22 protein-coding genes are annotated in these 21,121 nt (G+C 34.4%); 7 read left to right on the top strand and 15 right to left on the bottom strand.

The genetic code is table 11. The annotated features are described in order from the left end of the window. Positions 1 to 26 precede the first annotated feature (26 nt). From fliE to RBR53_02740, 15 genes are all read right to left on the bottom strand, one after another. Positions 27 to 332 (bottom strand): flagellar hook-basal body complex protein FliE, encoded by a 306-nt coding sequence (fliE, locus tag RBR53_02670; protein ID MDY0131550.1) that lies wholly within the window; start codon positions 330 to 332, stop codon positions 27 to 29. 12 nt (positions 333 to 344) lie between these two features. Further along, positions 345 to 851: a flagellar basal body rod protein FlgC gene (gene flgC / locus RBR53_02675; protein MDY0131551.1), complete on the bottom strand. Its 507-nt coding sequence runs from the start codon at positions 849 to 851 to the stop codon at positions 345 to 347. After that, the gene (flgB, locus tag RBR53_02680) at positions 851 to 1,258 is read right to left on the bottom strand and encodes a flagellar basal body rod protein FlgB (GenBank protein MDY0131552.1); all 408 of its coding nucleotides are present in this window, start codon (positions 1,256 to 1,258) and stop codon (positions 851 to 853) included. Before flgB ends, flgC begins: the two co-directional genes overlap by 1 nt. 148 nt (positions 1,259 to 1,406) lie before the next feature. Then, positions 1,407 to 2,783 (bottom strand): sigma-54 dependent transcriptional regulator, encoded by a 1,377-nt coding sequence (locus RBR53_02685; protein MDY0131553.1) that lies wholly within the window; start codon positions 2,781 to 2,783, stop codon positions 1,407 to 1,409. A gap of 26 nt (positions 2,784 to 2,809) precedes the next feature. Then, the gene (locus RBR53_02690; GenBank protein MDY0131554.1) at positions 2,810 to 5,314 is read right to left on the bottom strand and encodes a tetratricopeptide repeat protein; all 2,505 of its coding nucleotides are present in this window, start codon (positions 5,312 to 5,314) and stop codon (positions 2,810 to 2,812) included. A 363-nt stretch (positions 5,315 to 5,677) separates the two neighbouring features. Continuing rightward, entirely contained in the window at positions 5,678 to 6,712 is a 1,035-nt protein-coding gene (locus RBR53_02695; protein ID MDY0131555.1) for a sigma-54 dependent transcriptional regulator, read from the bottom strand. A 62-nt stretch (positions 6,713 to 6,774) separates the two neighbouring features. Then, on the bottom strand, positions 6,775 to 7,236 hold the full coding sequence (locus RBR53_02700; protein MDY0131556.1) for a chemotaxis protein CheX: 462 nt from the start codon (positions 7,234 to 7,236) through the stop codon (positions 6,775 to 6,777). Between the two features lie 170 nt (positions 7,237 to 7,406). After that, positions 7,407 to 7,757, bottom strand: a complete 351-nt coding sequence (locus RBR53_02705; protein MDY0131557.1) for a PilZ domain-containing protein — start codon at positions 7,755 to 7,757, stop codon at positions 7,407 to 7,409. A 26-nt stretch (positions 7,758 to 7,783) separates the two neighbouring features. After that, on the bottom strand, positions 7,784 to 9,325 hold the full coding sequence (locus tag RBR53_02710) for a response regulator (GenBank protein ID MDY0131558.1): 1,542 nt from the start codon (positions 9,323 to 9,325) through the stop codon (positions 7,784 to 7,786). Positions 9,326 to 9,452: 127 nt separating this feature from the next. After that, complete coding sequence (queF, locus tag RBR53_02715; protein ID MDY0131559.1) at positions 9,453 to 9,860, bottom strand: preQ(1) synthase; 408 nt, start codon at positions 9,858 to 9,860, stop codon at positions 9,453 to 9,455. Between the two features lie 20 nt (positions 9,861 to 9,880). Beyond that, on the bottom strand, positions 9,881 to 10,075 hold the full coding sequence (locus tag RBR53_02720) for a hypothetical protein (protein ID MDY0131560.1): 195 nt from the start codon (positions 10,073 to 10,075) through the stop codon (positions 9,881 to 9,883). 164 nt (positions 10,076 to 10,239) lie between these two features. Further along, on the bottom strand, positions 10,240 to 13,452 hold the full coding sequence (locus RBR53_02725; protein ID MDY0131561.1) for an efflux RND transporter permease subunit: 3,213 nt from the start codon (positions 13,450 to 13,452) through the stop codon (positions 10,240 to 10,242). A gap of 57 nt (positions 13,453 to 13,509) precedes the next feature. After that, positions 13,510 to 14,622 carry an efflux RND transporter periplasmic adaptor subunit gene (locus RBR53_02730; protein ID MDY0131562.1) on the bottom strand — a complete coding sequence of 371 codons (1,113 nt, stop codon included), beginning with the start codon at positions 14,620 to 14,622 and terminating at the stop codon, positions 13,510 to 13,512. A gap of 69 nt (positions 14,623 to 14,691) precedes the next feature. After that, positions 14,692 to 16,062 carry a TolC family protein gene (locus RBR53_02735; GenBank protein ID MDY0131563.1) on the bottom strand — a complete coding sequence of 457 codons (1,371 nt, stop codon included), beginning with the start codon at positions 16,060 to 16,062 and terminating at the stop codon, positions 14,692 to 14,694. Positions 16,063 to 16,208: 146 nt separating this feature from the next. Further along, the gene (locus RBR53_02740) at positions 16,209 to 16,586 is read right to left on the bottom strand and encodes a desulfoferrodoxin family protein (protein MDY0131564.1); all 378 of its coding nucleotides are present in this window, start codon (positions 16,584 to 16,586) and stop codon (positions 16,209 to 16,211) included. A gap of 484 nt (positions 16,587 to 17,070) precedes the next feature. Between RBR53_02740 and RBR53_02745 the strand changes: the two genes are divergently transcribed. From RBR53_02745 to RBR53_02775, 7 genes are all read left to right on the top strand, one after another. Continuing rightward, positions 17,071 to 17,571 carry an acyl-CoA thioesterase gene (locus RBR53_02745; protein MDY0131565.1) on the top strand — a complete coding sequence of 167 codons (501 nt, stop codon included), beginning with the start codon at positions 17,071 to 17,073 and terminating at the stop codon, positions 17,569 to 17,571. A gap of 26 nt (positions 17,572 to 17,597) precedes the next feature. Continuing rightward, positions 17,598 to 17,780 (top strand): hypothetical protein, encoded by a 183-nt coding sequence (locus RBR53_02750; GenBank protein MDY0131566.1) that lies wholly within the window; start codon positions 17,598 to 17,600, stop codon positions 17,778 to 17,780. Further along, complete coding sequence (locus tag RBR53_02755; GenBank protein ID MDY0131567.1) at positions 17,780 to 18,595, top strand: rhodanese-like domain-containing protein; 816 nt, start codon at positions 17,780 to 17,782, stop codon at positions 18,593 to 18,595. The genes RBR53_02750 and RBR53_02755 overlap by 1 nt, the downstream gene beginning before the upstream one ends. A gap of 82 nt (positions 18,596 to 18,677) precedes the next feature. Continuing rightward, positions 18,678 to 18,833, top strand: coding sequence for a rubredoxin (locus RBR53_02760; protein ID MDY0131568.1), 156 nt, complete (start codon positions 18,678 to 18,680; stop codon positions 18,831 to 18,833). 35 nt (positions 18,834 to 18,868) lie between these two features. Next, entirely contained in the window at positions 18,869 to 19,027 is a 159-nt protein-coding gene (locus RBR53_02765; GenBank protein MDY0131569.1) for a rubredoxin, read from the top strand. A gap of 9 nt (positions 19,028 to 19,036) precedes the next feature. Continuing rightward, positions 19,037 to 20,236, top strand: coding sequence for a flavodoxin domain-containing protein (locus RBR53_02770; protein ID MDY0131570.1), 1,200 nt, complete (start codon positions 19,037 to 19,039; stop codon positions 20,234 to 20,236). Positions 20,237 to 20,304: 68 nt separating this feature from the next. Continuing rightward, positions 20,305 to 20,652, top strand: a complete 348-nt coding sequence (locus RBR53_02775) for a DsrE family protein (protein MDY0131571.1) — start codon at positions 20,305 to 20,307, stop codon at positions 20,650 to 20,652. The last annotated feature ends 469 nt before the right edge of the window (positions 20,653 to 21,121 follow it).

Consider the following 21,121-nt stretch of genomic DNA (forward strand, 5'->3'; position numbering starts at 1 on the left):
AAATGTTAGCTGAATTAAGGTTTAAATTAAAACTGCATCCTCATAATTTCCTGGTATGCGGCAACAGCCTTGCTTCTTACCTGGTTTAAAAACCTTAAAGAAAGCTCGGCCTCCTGAAGGGCCATCATTCCCTCATGAACTCCAAGTTCTCCTCTTATAACAGCTTCTGAAGCATCATCTGAAATATGCTGCAAAGAGTTAACCTGTCCAACAGCAGATTTAAGTCTTTCATTAAAAGAAACCCCTGAAAAAAGATTTTTATCGGGATTATCAACTTTTCCACTGCTCTGACTGACCAGGTTTGAGGGATAAACTGAATTGATTATATTCATTTAAATTTCTCCTTATTGTCTTCCAATTTCAAGGGCTTTCATTATCATTTCCTTGGTGTTTTTCATGGCTGTAACACTTGCTTCGTAAGATCTTTTTGCAACAATCATATCTGCAATCTCTGAAAGTGTGTCAATATTGGGCATGGCAACATATCCGGTTACAGGATCTGCGTCAGGATGGCTGGGATTATATACAAGCCTGAAATCCTCCTGAGATTTTACAACCCTTGTAACTTCAACACCTTTATATTTATCCTTTTCATCCTCAAACATACTTTCAAACGAGGAAAAACTTTCCCCTTTCTCAATCCCTCTTTCTTTTTCATATTTTTCAAGACCAGAAGGAATATTTGAAGCCTCGTTACTCCTGAACACCACCATTTGACGCCTGTATGGCCCACCTTCGGGTGTTCTTGTAGTTTCAGCATTTGCAATGTTTTGAGAGATAACATTCATTTTGGTTCGATGGGCTGCAAGTGCTGTGGAGCTGATTTTAAATGAACTTAAAAGATCTGACATCAGCGGCCTCCTTCATCTATTGAGTATTTTAAAATCCTCATCTTTCTTGTCATAAGCTCAATTGCACTTCTGTATTTTATGTTATTTTCAGCAAGATTGGACATCTGCTCATCTATATCAACTCTATCTAGATGAAAAGTATCTGAATTGTCATAAACAGAAGCATTGATTCCTTTTTCAATTTCAAAATCTTCAAAATGTTTAGAATTTGTTGTATAAATCTCTTTTGGGGGAAGACCTTCAATTTGTTTTTCAAGGGTTTTTTGAAAATCAAGATCCCTTGGTTTATATGAAATTGTATCCATATTGGCAATGTTTCCTGATACAAGACTATGCCTGAATGAAGACACATCCATTGCCTTACCTAGAAACTTGTATGTTGAATCAAAGATTCTTGAATTTTGCATATTTACCTCCATTAATTGTTTCTAAGAATAAGTATGCAAGAACTGTGCCTTATAAAAAACAGCTAAATTAAAACAAAACCATCCTGGTCGGGTATTTAAAAAGCAAATACAAAATTAATTAATTTAGAATAAATCAGATGGAAAAATCTTAGGAAAGATTCATATTTTCTTTATATAAGTTTAACTTGTTTCTCAAGGTTCTTACACTGATCCCAAGAAGCTCGGCAGCATGGGTTCTGTTTCCCTCGGTTTCTTCAAGGGTTTTGAAAATAACTTCCTTTTCAACTTCTTTTAGAGGTCTTGAAGAAAAAACATGGGAATTGTCATTTGTTTTTGCTGGAGAAGGCTCATTTTCACTAAATTCTTCGGCAGTTAAAATTTCATCTTCATCTATAAATTCGCCCATAGAAATGAGCATTCCTCTTCTTATTATATTTTCAAGCTCCCTTACATTTCCATGGAAATAAAGACTGGAAAGTTTTTTCAAGGCCTTCTCCGTCAATCCTTTGACGCTTTTATTGTCAATTTTATTATATTTATCAACAAAATACCTGCAAAGCTCTTTTATATCTTCAGGTCTTTCCCTTAAAGGAGGAATTAAAAGGGGAATTGTATTTATTCTATGGTAAAGGTCGTTTCTAAATTCTCCCCGTTTAACTGATTCAAGAGGATTTCTATTAGTGGCTGCAATAACCCTTACATCAATTTTCACAGCTCCGGTTCCCCCAAGCCTGTCAATTTCATCTTCCTGAAGAACCCTTAAAAGTTTTGCCTGAAGATAAACCGGCATTTCAGCAATTTCATCAAGAAGAAGGGTTCCTTTGTCAGCAAGTTCAAATTTCCCCGGCTTTTTTGAAACAGCCCCTGTAAAAGCCCCTTTTTCATGACCAAACAATGAACTCTCAAGAAGAGTCTCTGGCAGAGCTGCACAATTGACTCCTATAAAAGGACCGGTTCTTTTACTTTTTTTATGGATAAATCTTGCCAAGACTTCTTTTCCTGTTCCACTTTCACCGGCAAGAAGTACGGGAGCTTTGGAAGGAGCTATTTTTTCTGCCAGTGCTAGAACCTTTTTCATTCTTTTATCTACAGCAATAATTTTACTGCTTTCACTAAAATCTTTAGCTAAAGATTTTTCTTTTTCCTGATCAATTGTTTCCTTTTTTATAATCAAAGAACAAATACTTTCAATATCTTCCTTTGACCCGGGCATTATAATAAAATCATCGGCTCCGTTTTTTATACAGCTTACAGCTGCTGTGACTCCAGTATCTTTACTGAAAACAACAACCTTATTTTTTGGATTCAGATTTTTAAGCTCAATCACCAGCAAAGGAAGATCATTTTCACTGGACTTAAGCCCCAGAATTATAAGTGAACCTCCTTTTTTTTCAGCAAATACAAAAGCCTCTTCCTTTGAAAGAACAGGCTTGGCTTCAATTCCTGAACTGGTGAAAAAAGCAGAGGCACAATCTCTTAAAAGATTGTTTCCAGTCCAGACAACAACCCTTTCAAAATCAAGCATAAAAACAACTCCTATTTCCGGGTAATTCAGGACTTTTCAAGTGTTTTTTCAAGTTCTATTTCTCTTATTCTCTGTTCTGCAAGCTTTTTAAAAAGCAGGCCTGATTCCTCAGCTAAAAAAACAGCCCTGTATTCTTTCAGAGCATCCTCAATTTTCCCGCTTCCCCGCAAAGCTTCACCCATACTAAACTTTGCCTCATAAAAATTTTCTTTTCCAGCATTAAAATCTAATACAATTTTAAAAGAAGATACAGCTTTTTCAAACCTTTTAAGCTTGAGATTTATTTCTCCTGATTTTTTAGCTGAATAGGCAATTTGATTTTTATAATCATTTTTTCCAAGTGAAGAATAAATAGAAACAGCCCTGTCAAAAGAATTTATAGATTCTAGGTTTTTATTTTCAGACTTGTAAAGCTCTCCAAGTTTTACAAAAACAGATGCTTTTGATAATTTGTCATTAAATACTGATATTGAGTTTTTATAAAAAGATTCGGATTTATCAAAATCATTTAGAGCTGCTGAAATATCAGCTTTTTTTTCATAGGCAAACCCCTTCAAACCACCATCATTAAATTTTTTCAAAATTTCATCACAAACTCCAAGGGCTTCATCATAATTTTTAAGCTCTATATCTGTTAAAACCATATATTCAAGAAGTTCAAAAGGAATTTTTGCCTTGTTGGGAAAAAGCTTGTAAGCAAGTCCAAGCCTTTCCTTTGATTCCCCATACATATGGGTTTCATTGTAAACTTTACCTGAAATAAAATGAACTTTGTAATTTTTCATATCTTCAATGAAAAATCTGTTCTTTTCAACAAGCCTGAGAGCAGCCGCATAATTATCATTTTCAATATAGTTTTCTAACAAACCGCCCATTGCCACTCCCATTAAATGGAGAGCATCTTTTCTCAGGGCCCTGGGATTTTCCCTTAAAAGTATTTTAATTGAATCAATACTTTCCTCAAACCTTTGTTGATCATTATAAATAGTGGCTAGACGAAGAAGTGAAATTCTTCCCTCTACAGAATCGGGAAAGTCCTTTACTATCATTTTGTAAATAATTTCTCTTTTTTCAGGGTCGTCCATATTATCAGCCAGTTTAAGCGAACTTTTGATAAACCCTTCAGTTCCCGGATAACGCTCAATTACCAGCTTGTAAATATTTTCAGCTTTTTTTAAATCTCCCTGATTTTCAAAGGTTTCCCCTATGCTTGCCAAAACAATATCTTTTTTGTCCATTTCAGGAAACATATTGAAAATTTGTGAAAACAGCTCCCTTGCTTTTTCATTACTCCCTGTAAGAAAATAAGAATCTGCTACAAACTTCAACAAATCCGGGCTTTCATAAATCACCCTTGAATTTTCATTCACAAAAGGACCAAGAGTTCTTATTGTGTCAAAATATCTTTTCCTTGAGTAAAGAATCTGACCGTAAATCAGCTTTGCATCATCATTAAACTTTGTATCGCTATATTCTTTTTCAAGTTTTTCAAGATATTCTTCAGATTTTCTAAGCTCTTTTTCTTCATAATAAATTTCCCCAAGATTAAAATACACCTCGGCCATCCCCTGATAGTCCGGATAGCCCTGCTCTGCTAAATGAAAAAAACCTTTTGAAAGTGGATAATTTGCCAGATCCTTGTTTATCAAACCGGCAAGGGCGTAACCATAGGGAATAAAAGAAGAATCCTGATATCTTAACAAAAGAGATTCTACCTGATTTTTTAAAGCATACAAAGAATTATTATCTTGGTCTGACTTTACAACCATATACTCAAGCCATGATTTTAAAAAAACCAGTTTGTCTTCACATTCAAAGATAAAACCACCTTTGAGTTCAGCTTCCATTCTTCCAAGAGCAGCCTGAAAATTCTTTTCTTTTGCAAGCCTTAAAGCAGTTTTAACATTTATAGAATCACGGCATGGGCTTTTTTCCATGGCATCAACTATATTTCCAACTGAACTTGTTTTTGAATAAACTTTTTCACCAGGAATGGTTTTAATAATTCTATCTTCTTGTTTTACAAACTTATCAGTCTTTTTATCTTTCCCTGATTCAAAGGATTTGAAATGTTTTTTGTCACCAGACTGAAGTTTATCAGCCATACTTTTATCAAGCTGCTTTTTTTGAATGTACACAGGGCTTTTATTTGAATAATAAACTCTTTTGGGTATAAAATTTACAATAAGTCTGTTCCTGGCATAGTCGAAGCTTTTATTTATATCTTCTATTTCTTTTTTAGTAATTATGGTTACAATTGAAATACTTTCTAAAAACTCCTCATAGAAAATTTTTGAAATAAAATCCCCGCCTCTTCCTGAGGTAATGATATTTTCATGAAGATCTGTGTCTTTAAAACTGATTATCACCTCGTTTTTATCTGACTGATAAACCCTGAAATTTGGGTATTGATCAAGACCGATTACAATTTTTTCTCCAGAATTTTCCAGACTGATCTCCCGTATGACAGCAGACTCAGCAAATAGAGGAGCTGATAAAACAATGATTAAAATTAAAAGCAGTTTCTTCATAATACCCTTTTCAAGCATTATTAATTATAATAAAACTTCTCAGAAACCGATATGCACAATAGATGCCATATTGACAAAATCAATCAGTCTTTATTTAACAAAGAAAAAAACAGCTTAAGCTAACAAGTATTTACAAACCTTGCTAAAAATTAAATTCAGCAGGATTGTCCAACAAATCAAACCCTGACTGTTAATTTTTAAGTTTAATCAGGCTGAAAACAAGTTAAATCTGTTTAATCAGAAAAAAATCTTATCTTAAATTCTATGAGTTTTTTTAATTTATTAAGCTGAAATTAAATAGTTTTTGGAATAAAAAGGGGGAAGGATTATCTAAATCAAAAAATAAAAGTCAAAAAAATGACGCTAGAAAACAAGAATTTCAAGTTCATCCTGCTCTGAAATTCCAAGCTTCTTAATTCTTTCTACAAGAGTAGTTCTGTTCATTTTAAGAAGTTTTGCAGCTTTGGCCTTTACCCATCCTGTTTTTCTTAAGGCCTCTAAAATTATGGCACGCTGATAATTATCCACAGCATCATTAAAGCTTATTCCGCTTTCTATTGTATTGATTATCATTTCAGATGAAGAACCTGAAGTTGAGTCATCTTTAAGATCAAGAGGAAGATCATCGGCAGTTACCTCATCTCCATCGCTCATAACTGCAACCTGTTCCATTATATTTTCAAGTTCTCTAATATTTCCCGGCCAATGATATCCCAGGAGAATATCCAAAACTTCTTTTGAAAGAGTTTTCATGGGCTCTTCAAATCTTTTAGACAACCTTTCAAGAAAAAAACTAGATAAAAGAGGAATGTCTGTTTTTCTTTCCCTTAAGGCAGGGACTTCAACAGGAATGACATTAAGCCTATAATAAAGATCTTCTCTGAACTCACTTTCTTCTATTGCTTTTTTAAGATTTTTATTTGTTGCTGAAATAAACCTTACATCAACTTTCACAGGTTTTGATCCGCCCACTTTTTCAAACTGCTGTTCCTGAATAGCACGTAAAAGCTTTACCTGGAGAACAGGAGACATGTCACCGATTTCATCAAGAAACAAAGTCCCTTTATCTGCTCTTTCAAACCTTCCAATATGGGAGGAAATTGCACCTGTAAAAGAGCCTTTTTCATGGCCGAATAGCTCACTTTCCAAAAGATTGCCTGGAATTGCCCCGCAGTTTATAATGACAAGCTCATTTGCACTTCTTTTGCTAAGATTGTGAATTGCCTTTGCAATCAGCTCTTTTCCTGTTCCACTTTCTCCGGTGACCAAAACTGAACTATCAGTTTTTGCCACTTTTTTAATTATTTTTGCAACTTTAACAATAGCCGGGCTTTCTCCGACTATTCCCTGAAATGAAGGTATTTTTATTTTTTTATTTTCTCCAGAACTAACAGCCAAAGTATAAACCTAAATATTATAAGTTTTTGTTTAAAACCATCTGAAGCCAGGTTATGAAAATTTTAATCTCCAAGACAAACTTCAATTGTAAAAGTACCGCCTTCGGTTTTAAAGGGTATTGCAATTACAGGACCTTCAGTGTAATGGGAAATTTCATGATCTTTACCTGAAACAACAGAAGGAATTGCCGCTTCAAAAACTCTTCCAAGCCCTTCAAGCTCCCTTCTTGCCTGCCCTGAAATCATATTGGTTATTTCTCCCACTGCATCAGCAACTTCATGATTCAATGAAACCATTTCTTCACCAAACATGTTTGATACTATTTTTAAAATGGCATTTTCTTCAAAGGTTACTGCTATTGTACCGTTTGCAACACCGGTAAGACCGATTATTCCAGTTACATCCCCCTTGGCAACCTTGTCTTTTTTGAGATAGGGCTTCCCAGCTCCTGATTTGATAAAAGCCATTGTCTCCAAAACATTCATTGTTGCATTAATAAAAGGATTTATAAGTGAAGCATCCATTCTGTTTCTTTCCTACCCCTCTTTAATTCAGGATACAAAAAATCAAGTTTTTATCTATATTTGCAACAGATAAAAGCTTGAATCATAAATTATTTTTTAATCTTAATAAACTAAAGCCACAGTCTTTGACCAACAACTGTTTTTTTCCAAATTAAAAACCCGGACCAGTTTCAGGCGTTATCTTCTTTTGTATTAAATTTTACAATATTTTTAAGATGGGTGTAGCTGTCAAGATCCATTTCCTTGAATTCCAATCCTATACCCTCACTTGTTTTTCTTGCCACAGTGCCGATTATATCAAGAACAACAGGAGGAGATGAGCCTGAAAGGATTATTTTAATCTCACAGATTGTATCAAGAGGAATTTCATTATCTGTATAAATAAAAACACCTTTCTGGCTGATATCTTTCGAGCTTCCCTCAAGACGAAAGATCTGGCTTGGGGTTTTAAGATAAATTTCAGTGTTGAAAGTAACCCTTTTACCCTGCCTTCTATCTTGATCATTGTTTTTTTCTGTCATTACAGACTCCAAAGGGTATTAAATTATTATAAAAGATTCTGCTCAAAAACTTGATTATCATCAGCAAAATCAGAATTAAACTGATTTATTCCATATTTTATAATTTTCAAAAAAACCTTAACCATTTTAGGATCAAACTGAGTTCCCGCACCTTTTTCAAGATTTTCAAAAATTTCTGCTTCAGACAGTTTATCCCTGTATGATCTATCCGAAGCCATGGCATCATAGGCATCAGCAATGCTTGTGATCCTTGCAAGATATGGAATTGCTTCGCCTTTTAGACCTTGAGGATAACCTTTACCATCGTATCTTTCATGATGGTAACGTATTATGGATTCTTCCCTGCTCCACAATCCAAGCTTACCAACTATATTTGCTCCTATTACAGGGTGTTTTTTTATTTCCTCAAATTCTTCTTCTGTCAACTTACCGTTTTTTAAAAGTACTTTGTCTCTTACACCTATTTTACCAATATCATGAAGTCTGCCTGCAAAATGTAAAACATCAAACTCCTCATCGCTGCACCCAAGCTCTTTTCCAAGAATGACTGCCAAAGCGGCAACTCTTTTAGAGTGAAGGCTGGTGTAATTATCCCTTACCTCTATTGCTGTTACAAAAGCATACAAAGTAGAAAAAAGATTATCGTATATATTCTCATACAAGGCAAGATTTTCAATGGCATAAGCTGCCTTTTGACACATAAAGGAAATATAGAAAAGTTCCTTTTCACTAAACTTTAATTCTGAATCAAAAACACAGGTTGCAATTATTGCAAAGGTTTTTTCTCTTATTTTAAGGGGAGTCAGCATCAAAGACTTAATTTGAGGAGGAATTGATTTTTTCCTGGAACCATCTGAAATAAGCATAGGCAGTCCGCCTTCTACAGTTTCATTTATCAAAGAAAAAGGAATCTTATATTTTTTCAGACAACTGCCTTTTTCCGTTGAAACAAAAAAATCATCATCCCTTCTATTATCATTGACAATATAAAGAGCACTGGAATCCCCTCCTGAAATTTCAACAGCCAAATCAAGAAGTTTTCTAAAAACATCTTCTGAAGAAGATCCACCTGTAAATTCAGTCATTATCCTGTTAAGTCTTATTAATTCTTCAACCTTTCCTGAAAGTTGAATATTGAGTTCCTCAAGCCTTTTTTTATTTTCAACTTCTTTTTTTAAAAGAATGTTATTTATAAAAAGGTCTCTTTCTCTTAAAACCCTGATAAGACAAAGTTCCATCTGATTAAGGTTTATTGGTTTTATCAAAAAATCAACAACCCCGTTTTTAAGAGTATGAAGAGTATTGTCCATAGAAGGATAGCCCGTCATTATTACCACAGGAATGGTGTTGTCCATCTTTCGTATTGCTTCAGCCAGATCAAGACCGTCCATTTCAGGCATATTTATATCAGTAAAACAGCAATCAATCCTTTCTTTTTCTAAAATAGAAATTGCTTCAAAGCCGTTTCCTGCAGTAAAAACCCTGTAGTTTTTTAGCTGAAAAAATTCTTTTACTATTTCAAGAATACTTTCTTCGTCATCTACAAAAAGAATTGAATAGGTTTCCATTTACCCCCTCATATTAAAAAACACTAAAAAACCAGGCTCCTGAATTTTATCTGTGATTAAAAAAACATTATCATGGGCTTTGATTTAATTCCAAACTGAATTGAATCAAGCAACAAACTAAAACAGCCTATTCAAGCTCGGGATATCTTGCAACAACAGTAGAGGTTATCCCCCCCCTTGGGGTAAAAACTCCCTTAACTTCCATTCTTTTAGGATTTACAACACTTAAAAGATCATCAAGAATTTTATTTACAATATGCTCATAAAAAATCCCCACATTCCTAAACTGAAAAAAATAAAATTTTAAAGACTTTAGCTCTATAATTTTATCATTTGGAACATAGGTGACTATTATTTCACCATTGTCAGGAAGTCCCGTCATTGGGCATACAGAAGTGTGCTCAGGGTGACTTATTACAATTTCTATATCTCTTTTACCTTTATAGAGATAATCAACAGGATCGAGCATATCTGTGCTTACCGAGTCAGGCCCTGATATTTCATAAGGAACCTGTTTATCATGTGTTATTTTCATTCTGCCTCTTTGTAAATTAGTCATAAAGTGAAATAATAAATAATAACCGCACTAAAGCAAAGAAGAACTATAATTCCAGGGGTTGTAAAATAAGCGTAATACATGGGTTTTCCTTTGTCTTTAATTTTTTTTGCTTCTTCGGAAAACCACTTACCAAGTAACAATGATGTTATAAGAACAATTCCGGCTATTGCCCAAAATAAAGTTTTTTCCAAAACCTGCCTCCTGCTAAATCATTTCATAAATTAAAATTAGCCTATTTTAAATTTGTGTACATGTATGCAATCTGATTAAAAGACTGTCAATACAAAATATCAACGGGAAAAAGGATTTGGTTTGGAAAAAGATAAAACTCAACCTAAAATTATTCTTCATAAGCTTAAGACTCTTTTGTCCTAAAAACAGCAAAATAAGTAACAGGAATAATAATAAGGGTAAAAAGAGTTGAAGCTGTAATTCCAAAAATCAAAGCCCAGGCAAGTCCTGAAAAAACAGGATCAAAGGTAATTGGCCAGGCTCCAATTGCCGTTGTAAGTGCTGTAAGAACTATTGGCCTGAATCTTATTGCTCCGCTTTCCAAAACAGCCTCTTTAAAATCTTTGCCCTGATTTAGGGCCTCCTGGATAAAATCTATTAATACAAGGGAGTTTCTTATTACAATTCCTCCAAGGGCAATCATTCCTATCATACTTGTAGCCGTAAAAAACACAGGATTATAAAAACCTCCAATTGTTTCTCCGGTAATTATATTCAATAAAAAGAAACCCGGCATAATTCCAAGAAGAGTAAGCGGAATAGCCATCATTATTATAAGGGGCATAAAAAACGAATTGGACTGAACAACAAGGATTAAGTAAATTGCAACAAGAGCGGCTGCAAAAGCAATTCCCATATCCCTGAATACTCTAAGGGTAATTTTCCATTCACCTTCCCCTGCCCACTGGATTTTAATTTTTTTATCTTCAAAATGATTATCTTTACCCATTATATCAATAACAGCTTCTGCCGGAGCTTTTCCTGCCATTTCCGCTGTAACATAAACCACTCTTTTAAGATTTTTGTGGTAAATGGGCTGCTCTGAATCAACTTCTTTTAAATTTACCATTTCAGCAAGAGAAACCATTTTGCCGGACGAAGTTTTTACTGGAATTTCAAGAAGTTCAAATATACTTGATCTTTTTTCAATGGGAAAAATAACATTAACAGGATATGGCTGCCTTTCATTTTCAATATGAAGATAAGCAGGTTTTGCTCCGCTTAGAGCTGTTTTTAAAGCTGAAAGAATCTTAGGGGTATTTACTCCGTGCAAAGCTGCCTTTTCCTTATCAATTTCAAACTCAAACCTTTTTCTTGGGGCTTCGGTCATATCATCAACTTCAACAATGCCTTTTTCCTTTTTCATTATTTCCTGAAGCTCTTTACCTGCAAATATAAGCTCAGAATAATCCTTTGACTGATCTCCGTAAATTTCAGCAACAACAGTTGCAAGAACCGGCGGACCGGGAGGAACTTCAACAAGCTTTAGATTGGCATTGTAATTTTTGCCTATTTTTTCAATATCATTTCTTATTCTTAAAACTATTCCATGGCTTTGCATTTTTCTTTTACTTTTATCAACAAGATTTACCCTGATATCAGCCATATTTTCTCCCTGTCTGAGATAATAATGCCTTACCATTCCATTGAAATCCATGGGTGAACCCTCACCTGAAAAAGAAACATAATTTTTCACTTCAGGAACTTCTGAAAGATAATCTTCAATAACCCTTACAACTCTGTCTGTATATTCAAGGGTTGTTCCTTCGGGCATATCAACAATAACCTGAAATTCATTTTTATTATCAAAAGGCAGGAGTTTTAAAGGTACAAGACGAAAAACTGCAAGTAAAATTGAAACAATAAAAAAAAAAACAACCACAGCCAAAAGACCATATCTTAATTTTCTGCTTCCAAGAAAAGGACCTACTACTTTTCTATAAAGTCTATCAACAACAGGATTTACTCCACTTGAAGAATCCTTTTCAGAAGGCTTTCGATTTTTTAAAAGCTGATAAGACATAAAAGGAACTATGGTAATTGCACACAAAGTTGAAAAAGTAACTGTAAGGGGAACATTGATTGCCATGGGAGCCATATAAGGCCCCATCATTCCTGTAATAAAAAACAAAGGAATAAAACAAACAATAATAGCCAAAGTTGACATTACAACAGGAGTTAAAACCTCAGACACACCAAAAAGTGTGCTTTTTTCAGGGTCATCTGGCCTTAGTCTCAGGTTTCTTTGAATATTATCCACATTGGTAATTGGGTCATCTACTACAAGTCCAAGGGATAAAATAAGGGCAAAAAGAGTAACTCTGTTTATTGTATATCCAAAAAGATAGTTACAAAAAAGTGCCAGAGAAAAACTTACAGGAACAGCAATTGCAACTATCATGGCTTCTTTTTTACCTATGGTAAAGGCAAGAAGAATAACAACACAAAAAATTGCAAATCCAAGGGAAGTTAACAAAGAGTTGACTTTTTCGCTGGCAGTCTCGCCGTAATTTCTTGTTACTTCAATAAAAATACCTTCAGGCATAATTTCAGTTTTAAGCTTTTCAACTTCACTTATTACAGTTTTTGCAACATTTACAGCATTGGTGCCTTTTTTCTTTGCAATTGCAAGGGTAACTGCTGAAGCAGACTCAGGATAGTTTTCATTTCCCTTTGCCTGCCTGAAATAAGATGAAAAACCTATTCTTGAATAGGATTTTGCCTCTTTGGCACAACAGCTTATTTTTGCCACATCCCTTAAATAAACCGGTCTTCCATCCTTTACTCCCACAACAAGAGATTTTACATCATCAGCATCACTTAAAAATGAGTTGCTTTCAACCTTATAAACTTTATTGTTTTCTGAAAAAGTGCCTGCTGTAACTGAAGAATCAGAAGCCTTGAGGGCATTTACAATTTCATTGATGGAAACATTTAAACTTTTCATTTTTTCAGGGCTTACTTCAACCTTTAATTCTTCGGGTCTTCCCCCTGTGATTGTAGCTTTTGAAATATTATCAAGTTCTGAAAGTCTTGATAAAACTTCTTCACCAATTCTTTCCATTGCATGGTCATCATAAATTTTGGAATATAAAGTAATATTTACTATTGGAACATCATCAATACTAACTGGTTTTACAACCCAGTTTTTAACTATTGAAGGAACCATGTCTTTATTCATCATTATTTTATCATGAAGTCTTACAAGAGCCCTTGTTTCGTCCTCGCCAACATAAAATCTCACTGTTACAAGTGCCATGTCCTTTTGGGAAGTTGAATATACATACTCAACACCTTTGGTCTGCCACAAAAGTCTTTCAAGGGGTGTTGCCACAAGCTTTTCAATTTCCTTTGCACTTGCTCCTGGTGCACTGACAATTATATCTGCCATTGGTACAATTATCTGGGGTTCTTCTTCCTTGGGAGTTAAAATTACAGCACTTATTCCAAGGATAAAGGCTGTTAAAAGAAAAATTATTGAAAGCCTGGCTGATAAAAAAGCTTTTACTGTTTTCATCAAAGGTCCAAAAGAATTGTTCTGAAAATCATTGTTCATTTAAAATATCTCCATGATTGTTCACTTAAAAATCAAGCACTTAACCAAGCTGAGTTTTTAATTTATTCCAACCTTGTCGTTTTCATTTATCCCCGCTAAAATTTCTACACCTTTTTCAGTATGGGCACCTGTTTTTACATAAACCCTCATAAATTTTCCATTTTCAAAAACATTGACCATTTTAAGCTGACCCACCTCAATAACTGAATTTGCAGGGATAACCACAGCCTTTCTTTTATTTACAGGAATAAGAAGCTTGGCATACATTCCCGGATAAAGCCCTTTTACATCTCCAATTGAAGCTTTAACCAAAAAAGTACGGGTTTCAGGATCAGCATAGGGAACTATTTCTTCAATAATTCCGCTTAATTTTTTTTTTGCAGACTCAACAAAAATTTCAGCCTTATTCCCTTTTTCAAGTGAAGAAACAAGACCTTCCCTTACATAAACCTCCGCCACAAGAGCACCTGAGGTTTGAATAATAAAAAGAGGTTTTCCAGGAAGGGCAAGGTCTCCTTCATCAACCATTTTTTTCAAAATCTCCCCGTCTTCACGGGCAATAATTTTTGTATAATCAAAAGCTACTTCAGCTTCTTTTACCTGTTGTGATGCTGCACTTATAAAAGAATCTGAGGATTCAAAAGCATCCTTTGCCCTTGCATAAGCCGCCTTTGACTGAAGATAGGCTGACCTTGCCTTTTCATATTCTCTTTTAGTGGCTGCCTTTGAATCATAATATTTTTTTACTCTTTGATAATCGGATTTAGCCTGATCAAAATTTGCTTTTGCAGAAACCACTTCCTGATTTGCCTGACTTTTTGAAGAATATGCAGATTTTAAATTTGACTTTGCCTGGCTAAGCTTAGCACCAAGACTTCTATTGTCTAAAAGAGCTATAACATCGCCCTTTTTAACCCTGTCTCCTGCCCTATAATTAATTTTTAAAACCTGGGCCTGAATCTGGGAGTCTATTCGTGATTCTGTTTTAGGTCTTATTGTTCCAACAGCCTCATATTTTTCAGTCAATTCAACAATACTTGCCAATACAGTTTCAGACGGAGGATTTAAAACTTTAGAAGAGCTTTGAACTTCTTCGTCGCCCTTAATTTTATCTGAACCGCAGCCAACTAAAAAAATAGCAAAAGCCAGAATGTATATTGTTTTTCTCATTTTTATCTCCATAATTTGTATAATAATTGCAAAATTGAAGCTTTTATTTGAATTAAAATTTTATATTTTTTAAAGCTCAAAAAGAGAGAACAAATTCCCCCCTGTCTCAGCTAATTTGGCTTCAATTTTTTTTATCCTGTAAAATGCTTTTCTTTCTGCTGTGCTTGCAGAATTTCTGGCAAGTTCTGCCTCAAGATATCTTGTAATACTTACAGAACCACCTTCATATTGTCTTTTAACAAGTTCAAAAGAAGCCTGGGCATCTTTTTTCTGAAGTTTGGCAACTTTTTGTCTTTCTTTGGCAAGCTCAAAATCAAACCATGCTTTTCTTGCCTGCATTTTTATATCAAGAAGAACTTTTCTTTCATTTTCCAATGCTTTTTTCATAAGTGCATCAGCTTTTTTTATTTTTGACGAAGTGGAAAATCCACTAAAAAGCTTTACTCCCATCACCACCCCTACCCTGTAATTTTGTCTTTCCTTTGAAAATTTAAAATCAGGGTCATCGTGATAATAATCTGCCTGTAAATCAAGGGTGGGAAGATATCCCCCTTTTTCTATTTTATATTGATAGTTTGCAATTTCAGTCTGCTTTTTTACAGCCTTGAGGTAAGGACTGTTGATTATGGCCTTTTGAACAAGGTTTTCATATGATAAAGGCAGGTTTTTAATTTCAAAATCATCTTTTAAAGCATCTATTTCAGCCGAAGGGTCAAGCCCTAAAATCATTGCAAGCCGGGCTCTTATAATCCTGCATCTGTTTTCTGCTTCCATAAGATTTTCTTTAGCTGCAAGAAATCTTGCCCTAAGTGATAAAAGATCCGATTCAAGTACACTTCCCCCTTTGAATTTAATTCCTGCTATTCTTACCTGCTCTTCAATGGCTGTTGCTGATTCATTGGCTATTTTAACCATATCATTAGCATTTAAAATATCGTACCAAACTGAAATAACCAAATATATAAGAGAATTTTTAATTTCATTTTCCATTAATTCCCCTGCAACAACACCTTCTTTGGCCATTTTTTTAGAATTAAATGTTCTGTTTCCATTGAAAAGTCTCATTTTGGCAGAAATTCCGGTTTCAAAATTATCAAAACTTCCAGGATCGTTAAAATTTGCATCTAAAGGAAGCTTTCTTTGATCTATTGCCTTGAAAAGATAAGAAGAAGGAGAATCTCCATGGAGATATTCCACATATGCTGAAATTTCAGGCATAAATCCGGAAACAGCATTATCATATTCTGCTATATAAGATTTTGTGTCATAAAGGGCTTTTTGAACATCGGGGTTGTTTTTAAGGGCTGTTTCTATAGCTTCTTTTAAAGAAAGTTTTTTTACCATTGAGCCGTATTTGGGCAAATTGCAAGGATCCATTGAAAAAGCAGAAGAAACTCCAAAAAGGATAAAAACAATTGAAAATAAAAAATATTTTTTCATTTTTTCTCCGATATTTTATTTAAATGACTTTAGCAAATTTATTTTTCTAAAAACTAAAAAGACTGATTTTTTATTTGATTTTAGCCTGAACCAAAAAAGTTTTTAATTCTGATTATAAGAAGTAAATTCAAGATTTTGCAAGAAATTTAAACCTTGGATTCATAAACACCGTGAATAAGACAATAAGAACTTACCTTCATCTTATCACTTGTTTTCGCAAACTTTAATTTTGGATTTTCTCCTGGTCTAAAAAAATGCCTCAATTCATTTTTCTCATCTACTGCCTGAAGAAAGCCAATATAGTGAGACTTGACCATGGGATGGGGGTGCTTACCTGTTTTTGCCTCAAAACCTGAGTCTGTTTCTTTTATAAAAGGGAGATGCTTTTCCGAGGCAGGATCTCCTGATTTTGGTTTTAACCAGAACATTTTTTCACCGCAACACTCCAACTTTCCCTTTCCCGGCCTTAAAACTGAAACCAGATTTCCGCAGATGTCACATTGAAAAACACAGTTCTTACCCATAAAGGCTTTTCCTTAAAAAAACAAATTTTAATAATTTTATAAAAATGATATTGTTCTTTATAATTACAAAAGTTTTGGATCTTGTCCAACCGACATTTTTATTATGAGAAGTTAAAAAACTATCCCCTGGAAGTAAACTTCTTTTTGCAGCCATTGCAGCCTATCTTCTGGTTTCAATTGTCAGGGGAAAAATTGAAATAAACACAATCAAAACTGTATCAAGATTTGAGACAATTTTGTATCAAATCCAAAATCAGCATCAAAATTTAATTTATTATTTTTAAAAAAATAACCATTGGAAACAATTTGTCAAAGCATACAAGATCTTAATTTTATGGAGTGTTTATATAGTTTTACCTAAAAAGACTTTAGCTTGAATCAGAGAAAAAAACCTTGGCATTTAATTTGCTTAGCTATTGACATAAGCAAATTGAATGCTGATTTTAATAAGACAATCACAACTTGAAAATAATAGGGAATCTAAATGGAACCAAAAAAAGTAAATCCTTCCAAAGTTATCATCTGCCACTTAATGCAGCCTGAACACGCCAATCCAGGTGGAATAGTTCACGGTGGAGTGGTAATGAAAGAAATAGACAATGCAGCTGGAGCTGTTGCTATAAAACACGCAAGAAAGCTCGCAGTTACAGCTTCAATAGACAGGATCGACTTTCATAATATGGTTTTTATAGGAAATCTTGTTTCAATCAAAGCATCAATAAACAAAGCCTGGAAGTCATCAATGGAAATAGGAGTAAGAGTTGAGGCAGAAGATCTTTTAACCGGAGAAGTAAGGCATGTAGCCTCAGCATATTTAACTTTTGTTGCCGTAAACGACCAAGGCAAACCTGTTGAAGTTCCCCAGGTTCTTCCTGTAACAGAAGATGAAAAAAGACGGATAAAACAAGCAGAATATAGAAAAAAAATAAGGTTAAAAGTAAAACAGTCTGAAAAAAAATGTCAGGCAGACCCAGGTCAATGTTAATAAACTAAAAACCAGGAGGCAGTCAAATGGGAAAAAAACGTAAAATCCAAACATCATGTCCTCAGTGTGGATGCTCCAACATAGCTCATCTAAGTGAAAAGGATCTTAAGGAAAAATACGGAGATGTTCCAAATATTGAACTTGAATGCCATGAGTGTCTTTTAAAATACCACCCGGACAAAAAAGATATCAAAGGAGCAGAGGAATAATGGCTCCAAAAACTATCTCTGATATCCAGTCCGATGAACTGAGAAAGTTTATTGCAGAAAAAAAAGAAAAGGATTTTGCCCTTGTTGATGTAAGGGAAGATTTTGAATACAATGAAAGCCATATTCCGGGTGCAGCCTGGATAAAGCTTTCAGAACTTGAAAAAAACCCTTCCCTTGTTCCCCAATCAAAAGAGGTTGTTTTTTACTGCAGATCAGGGGCAAGATCTTTTGCTGCAGCAAGAATTTTCCTTGATTCGGAAAACTCCAAGGAAACCCAGGTTGTGTATAATCTCAAATCCGGAATTCTTGGCTGGGATGGTGTTCAGCTGGAAGAAATACCTAAATTCGATGTTTTCAAAGGGAAAACAAAAATTGAAGATCTTTTAATAAGGGCAATGGAGCTTGAAAAAGGAGCATTTAATCTTTACAATTCCATTTCTGAAAAATATAAAAATCTTCCATATATAGACTTAATCAACAGGCTTAAAAAAGCAGAAATCGCCCATGGAAAAATCCTTTTTAAAAGACTTGGGAAGCCAATGGAAGAATTTGATTCATATTTTGCATCCCTTAAAGGAGATCTTATGGAGTCAGGAATTTCAACAGATCAAGCCTTAAAAAAAATAGAATCAGTGGAAACCAATCTATGTATAGGCCTTCTTGAATTTCTTGTATTGATGGAAGTTATGGCCTATGATTTGTACAAAGTAATGGCAGAAAAAGAAAAATCAGCAAAAGAAACTTTTCTTTTAATTGCCCAGGAGGAAAAGTCTCACATAAGGACAATTGCCTCAGCTTTTGCCTTATGCGGGTAGTAAATCCTGAATTTTTTTAAATTTAAATTAGTAATTTTTTTAAACAGAACAAATTTAATTATAAACAACAAAGGAGATTATTATGTCTAAGTACGAATGCCCATGCGGTTATGTTTATGATCCAAAAGAAGGAGATATTGATAACGGGGTTGAGCCCGGAACTGCTTTTAAAGATATCCCGGATACCTGGGTTTGCCCACTTTGCGGAGCTGAAAAAGAGTATTTTGAAAAAGTATAAACCCTACTTTAAACTAACCCAAAGGATAAAACTTAATGGATAAATATAAATGCACAACTTGCGGTTATACCTATGATCCCAAAGAAGGTGACTCAGAAGGCGGAATTAAACCTGGAGTTGATTTTAAAGATCTCCCGGACGACTGGACCTGCCCTGTATGCGGAGTAGGCAAAGAAGAATTTGAAAAGGAGTAATTTGTCACAATGGATATGACTAAAGTTTGCAAAGGTATTTACAATGTTGGAGTAAGAGACTGGGATATCAGAGATTTTCACGGGTATTCCACTTATCAGGGAACAACCTACAATGCATTTCTTATTATAGATGAAAAAGTTGTTCTCATTGATACAGTGAAAAAACCTTTTACAACCCAGCTTCTGGAAAATATTAAAAAAATAATTGATCCCACAAAAATTGACATGGTTATAAGCAACCATTCTGAAATGGATCATACAGGGGCACTCCCTCACATCATGCATCATATAGGTATAGACAAGCCTATTTATTGCTCAAAAGCCGGAAAAAACAATATTGAGGCTCATTTTGGCAAGGACAGGTTTAATTTTCAGGTGGTAAAATCAGGAGAAGAAATAAACACAGGAACCAAAACCCTTTCTTTTCTTGAAACAAAAATGCTTCACTGGCCCGACAGCATGTTCACCTATGCAAAGGAAGATAAGGTACTTTTTTCAAGTGATGCTTTTGGTCAGCATTATGCAGGCCCTGCAGCATTTGACGATCAGCTGACTGAAGAGGAAATGCTTGGTCATGCAAAAAAATATTATGCAAACATCCTCCTTCCTTTTTCTGCTCTTGTAAAAAAACTTGTTAAAGATGTTGAGGAAATGAATCTTGAAATAGATTTTATTTGCCCTGACCACGGGGTGATGTTTAGAAAAGACCCTGGAAAAATTATAAACAAATACAAGGAATGGGCTGAGCAGAAACCTGGTAAAAAAGCAGTGCTTATCTATGATACAATGTGGGAAAGCACAAGAAGAATGGCTGATGAAATTGCAAATGCAATATCTGAAAAAAACATCTCAGTTGTATGTATGAATACAAGAAGATGCCATAGAAGCGATATAATCACAGAAGTGATGGACTGCGGAGCAGTGGTTATAGGATCGCCAACTTTAAACAACAATATTTTCCCAGCTCTTTCAGACATACTTACCTATATGAAAGGGCTTAAGCCGAAAAACAAAATCGGAGCAGCTTTTGGTTCTTACGGATGGAGTGGAGAAGCTGTGGGAATTTTAAATAAATATATTGAAGAGGCCGGATATGAGCTTGCTGATCCCGGTGTTAAAGTTCAATATGTTCCAGATGAGTCAGACCTTGAAAAATGTCGGGAACTTGGATATAAAATCGCCGACATGCTTGAAAAACTAGATTCTTAATGGAATAACTTAATTTGATTCACTAAAAAGCCGGCTATTGCCGGCTTTTTTTTACAAGGAGATAAATTTTGAAAAAAATAGCTTTTTTTGTATTCAACGGAGATCCCATGTGTTTTGTTCATGTACTTTTAAACAGCCTTGATATGAAAGAAAAAGGATATGATATCAAACTTGTCATAGAAGGAGCTTCAGCAGGACTTATTCCCAAACTTGATTCTTTAGACAAGCCAATACCTGATTTATGGGAAAAAGTTAAATCCAAAAATATAGTTGATGCTGTTTGCAAGGCATGTGCATATAAACTTGGCGGGCTAGATTCTGCAAAAGAACAAAATCTTCCCCTTAAAGGAGATATGAGCGGCCATCCTTCAATGACCTCATATATTGAAGAAGGTTATGAAATAATTACTTTTTAAATCTACTTTTAATTCAGATTTTATTATTTTCCTAACCTCAAATCAGAATGGTGTTTCAAGACATCATTCTGGTGTTTTTAACTTCCTAAAGCCCTGGAAAAACTCTAATGAACATTTAATAATCAACCCGGGCCAAGAAAACATTGTTTCTTTTAAATTCCAAAAGTTATTTTTCAAACTTCATCCAAGAAGTTTTATTAGCTTAAGTCCAAATCAAGACTGGCTTAGCCGCTTAAAAAGACTTGTTAAACCAAACTGGTTGAAACTTGACATAATGCCAATAAAGGCATAAAAATTAAACTTAATTTAAAAAATTATCGGGGTAGTGTAATGGGAATAAAGCAAAACTTTTTCTCTGCCATAAAAAAAAGATAAATCTTAAAAAAAAGTTCAATTCAAAACTCCATTTAGGTATAATAATATCCAAAGAAAGCCTCACCTTTGCAATTCCCGATTACACTCAAAGTAA

Source organism: Desulforegulaceae bacterium (genome assembly GCA_034006035.1).
In the GTDB taxonomy this organism is placed as follows: domain Bacteria; phylum Desulfobacterota; class Desulfobacteria; order Desulfobacterales; family JACKCP01; genus JACKCP01.

What these genes read in the sequence shown, in the direction of transcription:
- RBR53_02735 (MDY0131563.1), bottom strand. Translation starts at nt 16,062, where the DNA reads ATGAAAAAATATTTTTTATTTTCAATTGTTTTTATCCTTTTTGGAGTT.
- fliE (MDY0131550.1), bottom strand. Translation starts at nt 332, where the DNA reads ATGAATATAATCAATTCAGTTTATCCCTCAAACCTGGTCAGTCAGAGC.
- RBR53_02740 (MDY0131564.1), bottom strand. Translation starts at nt 16,586, where the DNA reads ATGGGTAAGAACTGTGTTTTTCAATGTGACATCTGCGGAAATCTGGTT.
- RBR53_02705 (MDY0131557.1), bottom strand. Translation starts at nt 7,757, where the DNA reads ATGACAGAAAAAAACAATGATCAAGATAGAAGGCAGGGTAAAAGGGTT.
- RBR53_02770 (MDY0131570.1), top strand. Translation starts at nt 19,037, where the DNA reads ATGGATATGACTAAAGTTTGCAAAGGTATTTACAATGTTGGAGTAAGA.
- RBR53_02730 (MDY0131562.1), bottom strand. Translation starts at nt 14,622, where the DNA reads ATGAGAAAAACAATATACATTCTGGCTTTTGCTATTTTTTTAGTTGGC.
- RBR53_02765 (MDY0131569.1), top strand. Translation starts at nt 18,869, where the DNA reads ATGGATAAATATAAATGCACAACTTGCGGTTATACCTATGATCCCAAA.
- RBR53_02745 (MDY0131565.1), top strand. Translation starts at nt 17,071, where the DNA reads ATGGAACCAAAAAAAGTAAATCCTTCCAAAGTTATCATCTGCCACTTA.
- flgC (MDY0131551.1), bottom strand. Translation starts at nt 851, where the DNA reads ATGTCAGATCTTTTAAGTTCATTTAAAATCAGCTCCACAGCACTTGCA.
- RBR53_02750 (MDY0131566.1), top strand. Translation starts at nt 17,598, where the DNA reads ATGGGAAAAAAACGTAAAATCCAAACATCATGTCCTCAGTGTGGATGC.
- RBR53_02685 (MDY0131553.1), bottom strand. Translation starts at nt 2,783, where the DNA reads ATGCTTGATTTTGAAAGGGTTGTTGTCTGGACTGGAAACAATCTTTTA.
- RBR53_02760 (MDY0131568.1), top strand. Translation starts at nt 18,678, where the DNA reads ATGTCTAAGTACGAATGCCCATGCGGTTATGTTTATGATCCAAAAGAA.
- RBR53_02700 (MDY0131556.1), bottom strand. Translation starts at nt 7,236, where the DNA reads ATGGATGCTTCACTTATAAATCCTTTTATTAATGCAACAATGAATGTT.
- RBR53_02710 (MDY0131558.1), bottom strand. Translation starts at nt 9,325, where the DNA reads ATGGAAACCTATTCAATTCTTTTTGTAGATGACGAAGAAAGTATTCTT.
- RBR53_02690 (MDY0131554.1), bottom strand. Translation starts at nt 5,314, where the DNA reads ATGAAGAAACTGCTTTTAATTTTAATCATTGTTTTATCAGCTCCTCTA.
- flgB (MDY0131552.1), bottom strand. Translation starts at nt 1,258, where the DNA reads ATGCAAAATTCAAGAATCTTTGATTCAACATACAAGTTTCTAGGTAAG.
- RBR53_02755 (MDY0131567.1), top strand. Translation starts at nt 17,780, where the DNA reads ATGGCTCCAAAAACTATCTCTGATATCCAGTCCGATGAACTGAGAAAG.
- queF (MDY0131559.1), bottom strand. Translation starts at nt 9,860, where the DNA reads ATGAAAATAACACATGATAAACAGGTTCCTTATGAAATATCAGGGCCT.
- RBR53_02725 (MDY0131561.1), bottom strand. Translation starts at nt 13,452, where the DNA reads ATGAACAATGATTTTCAGAACAATTCTTTTGGACCTTTGATGAAAACA.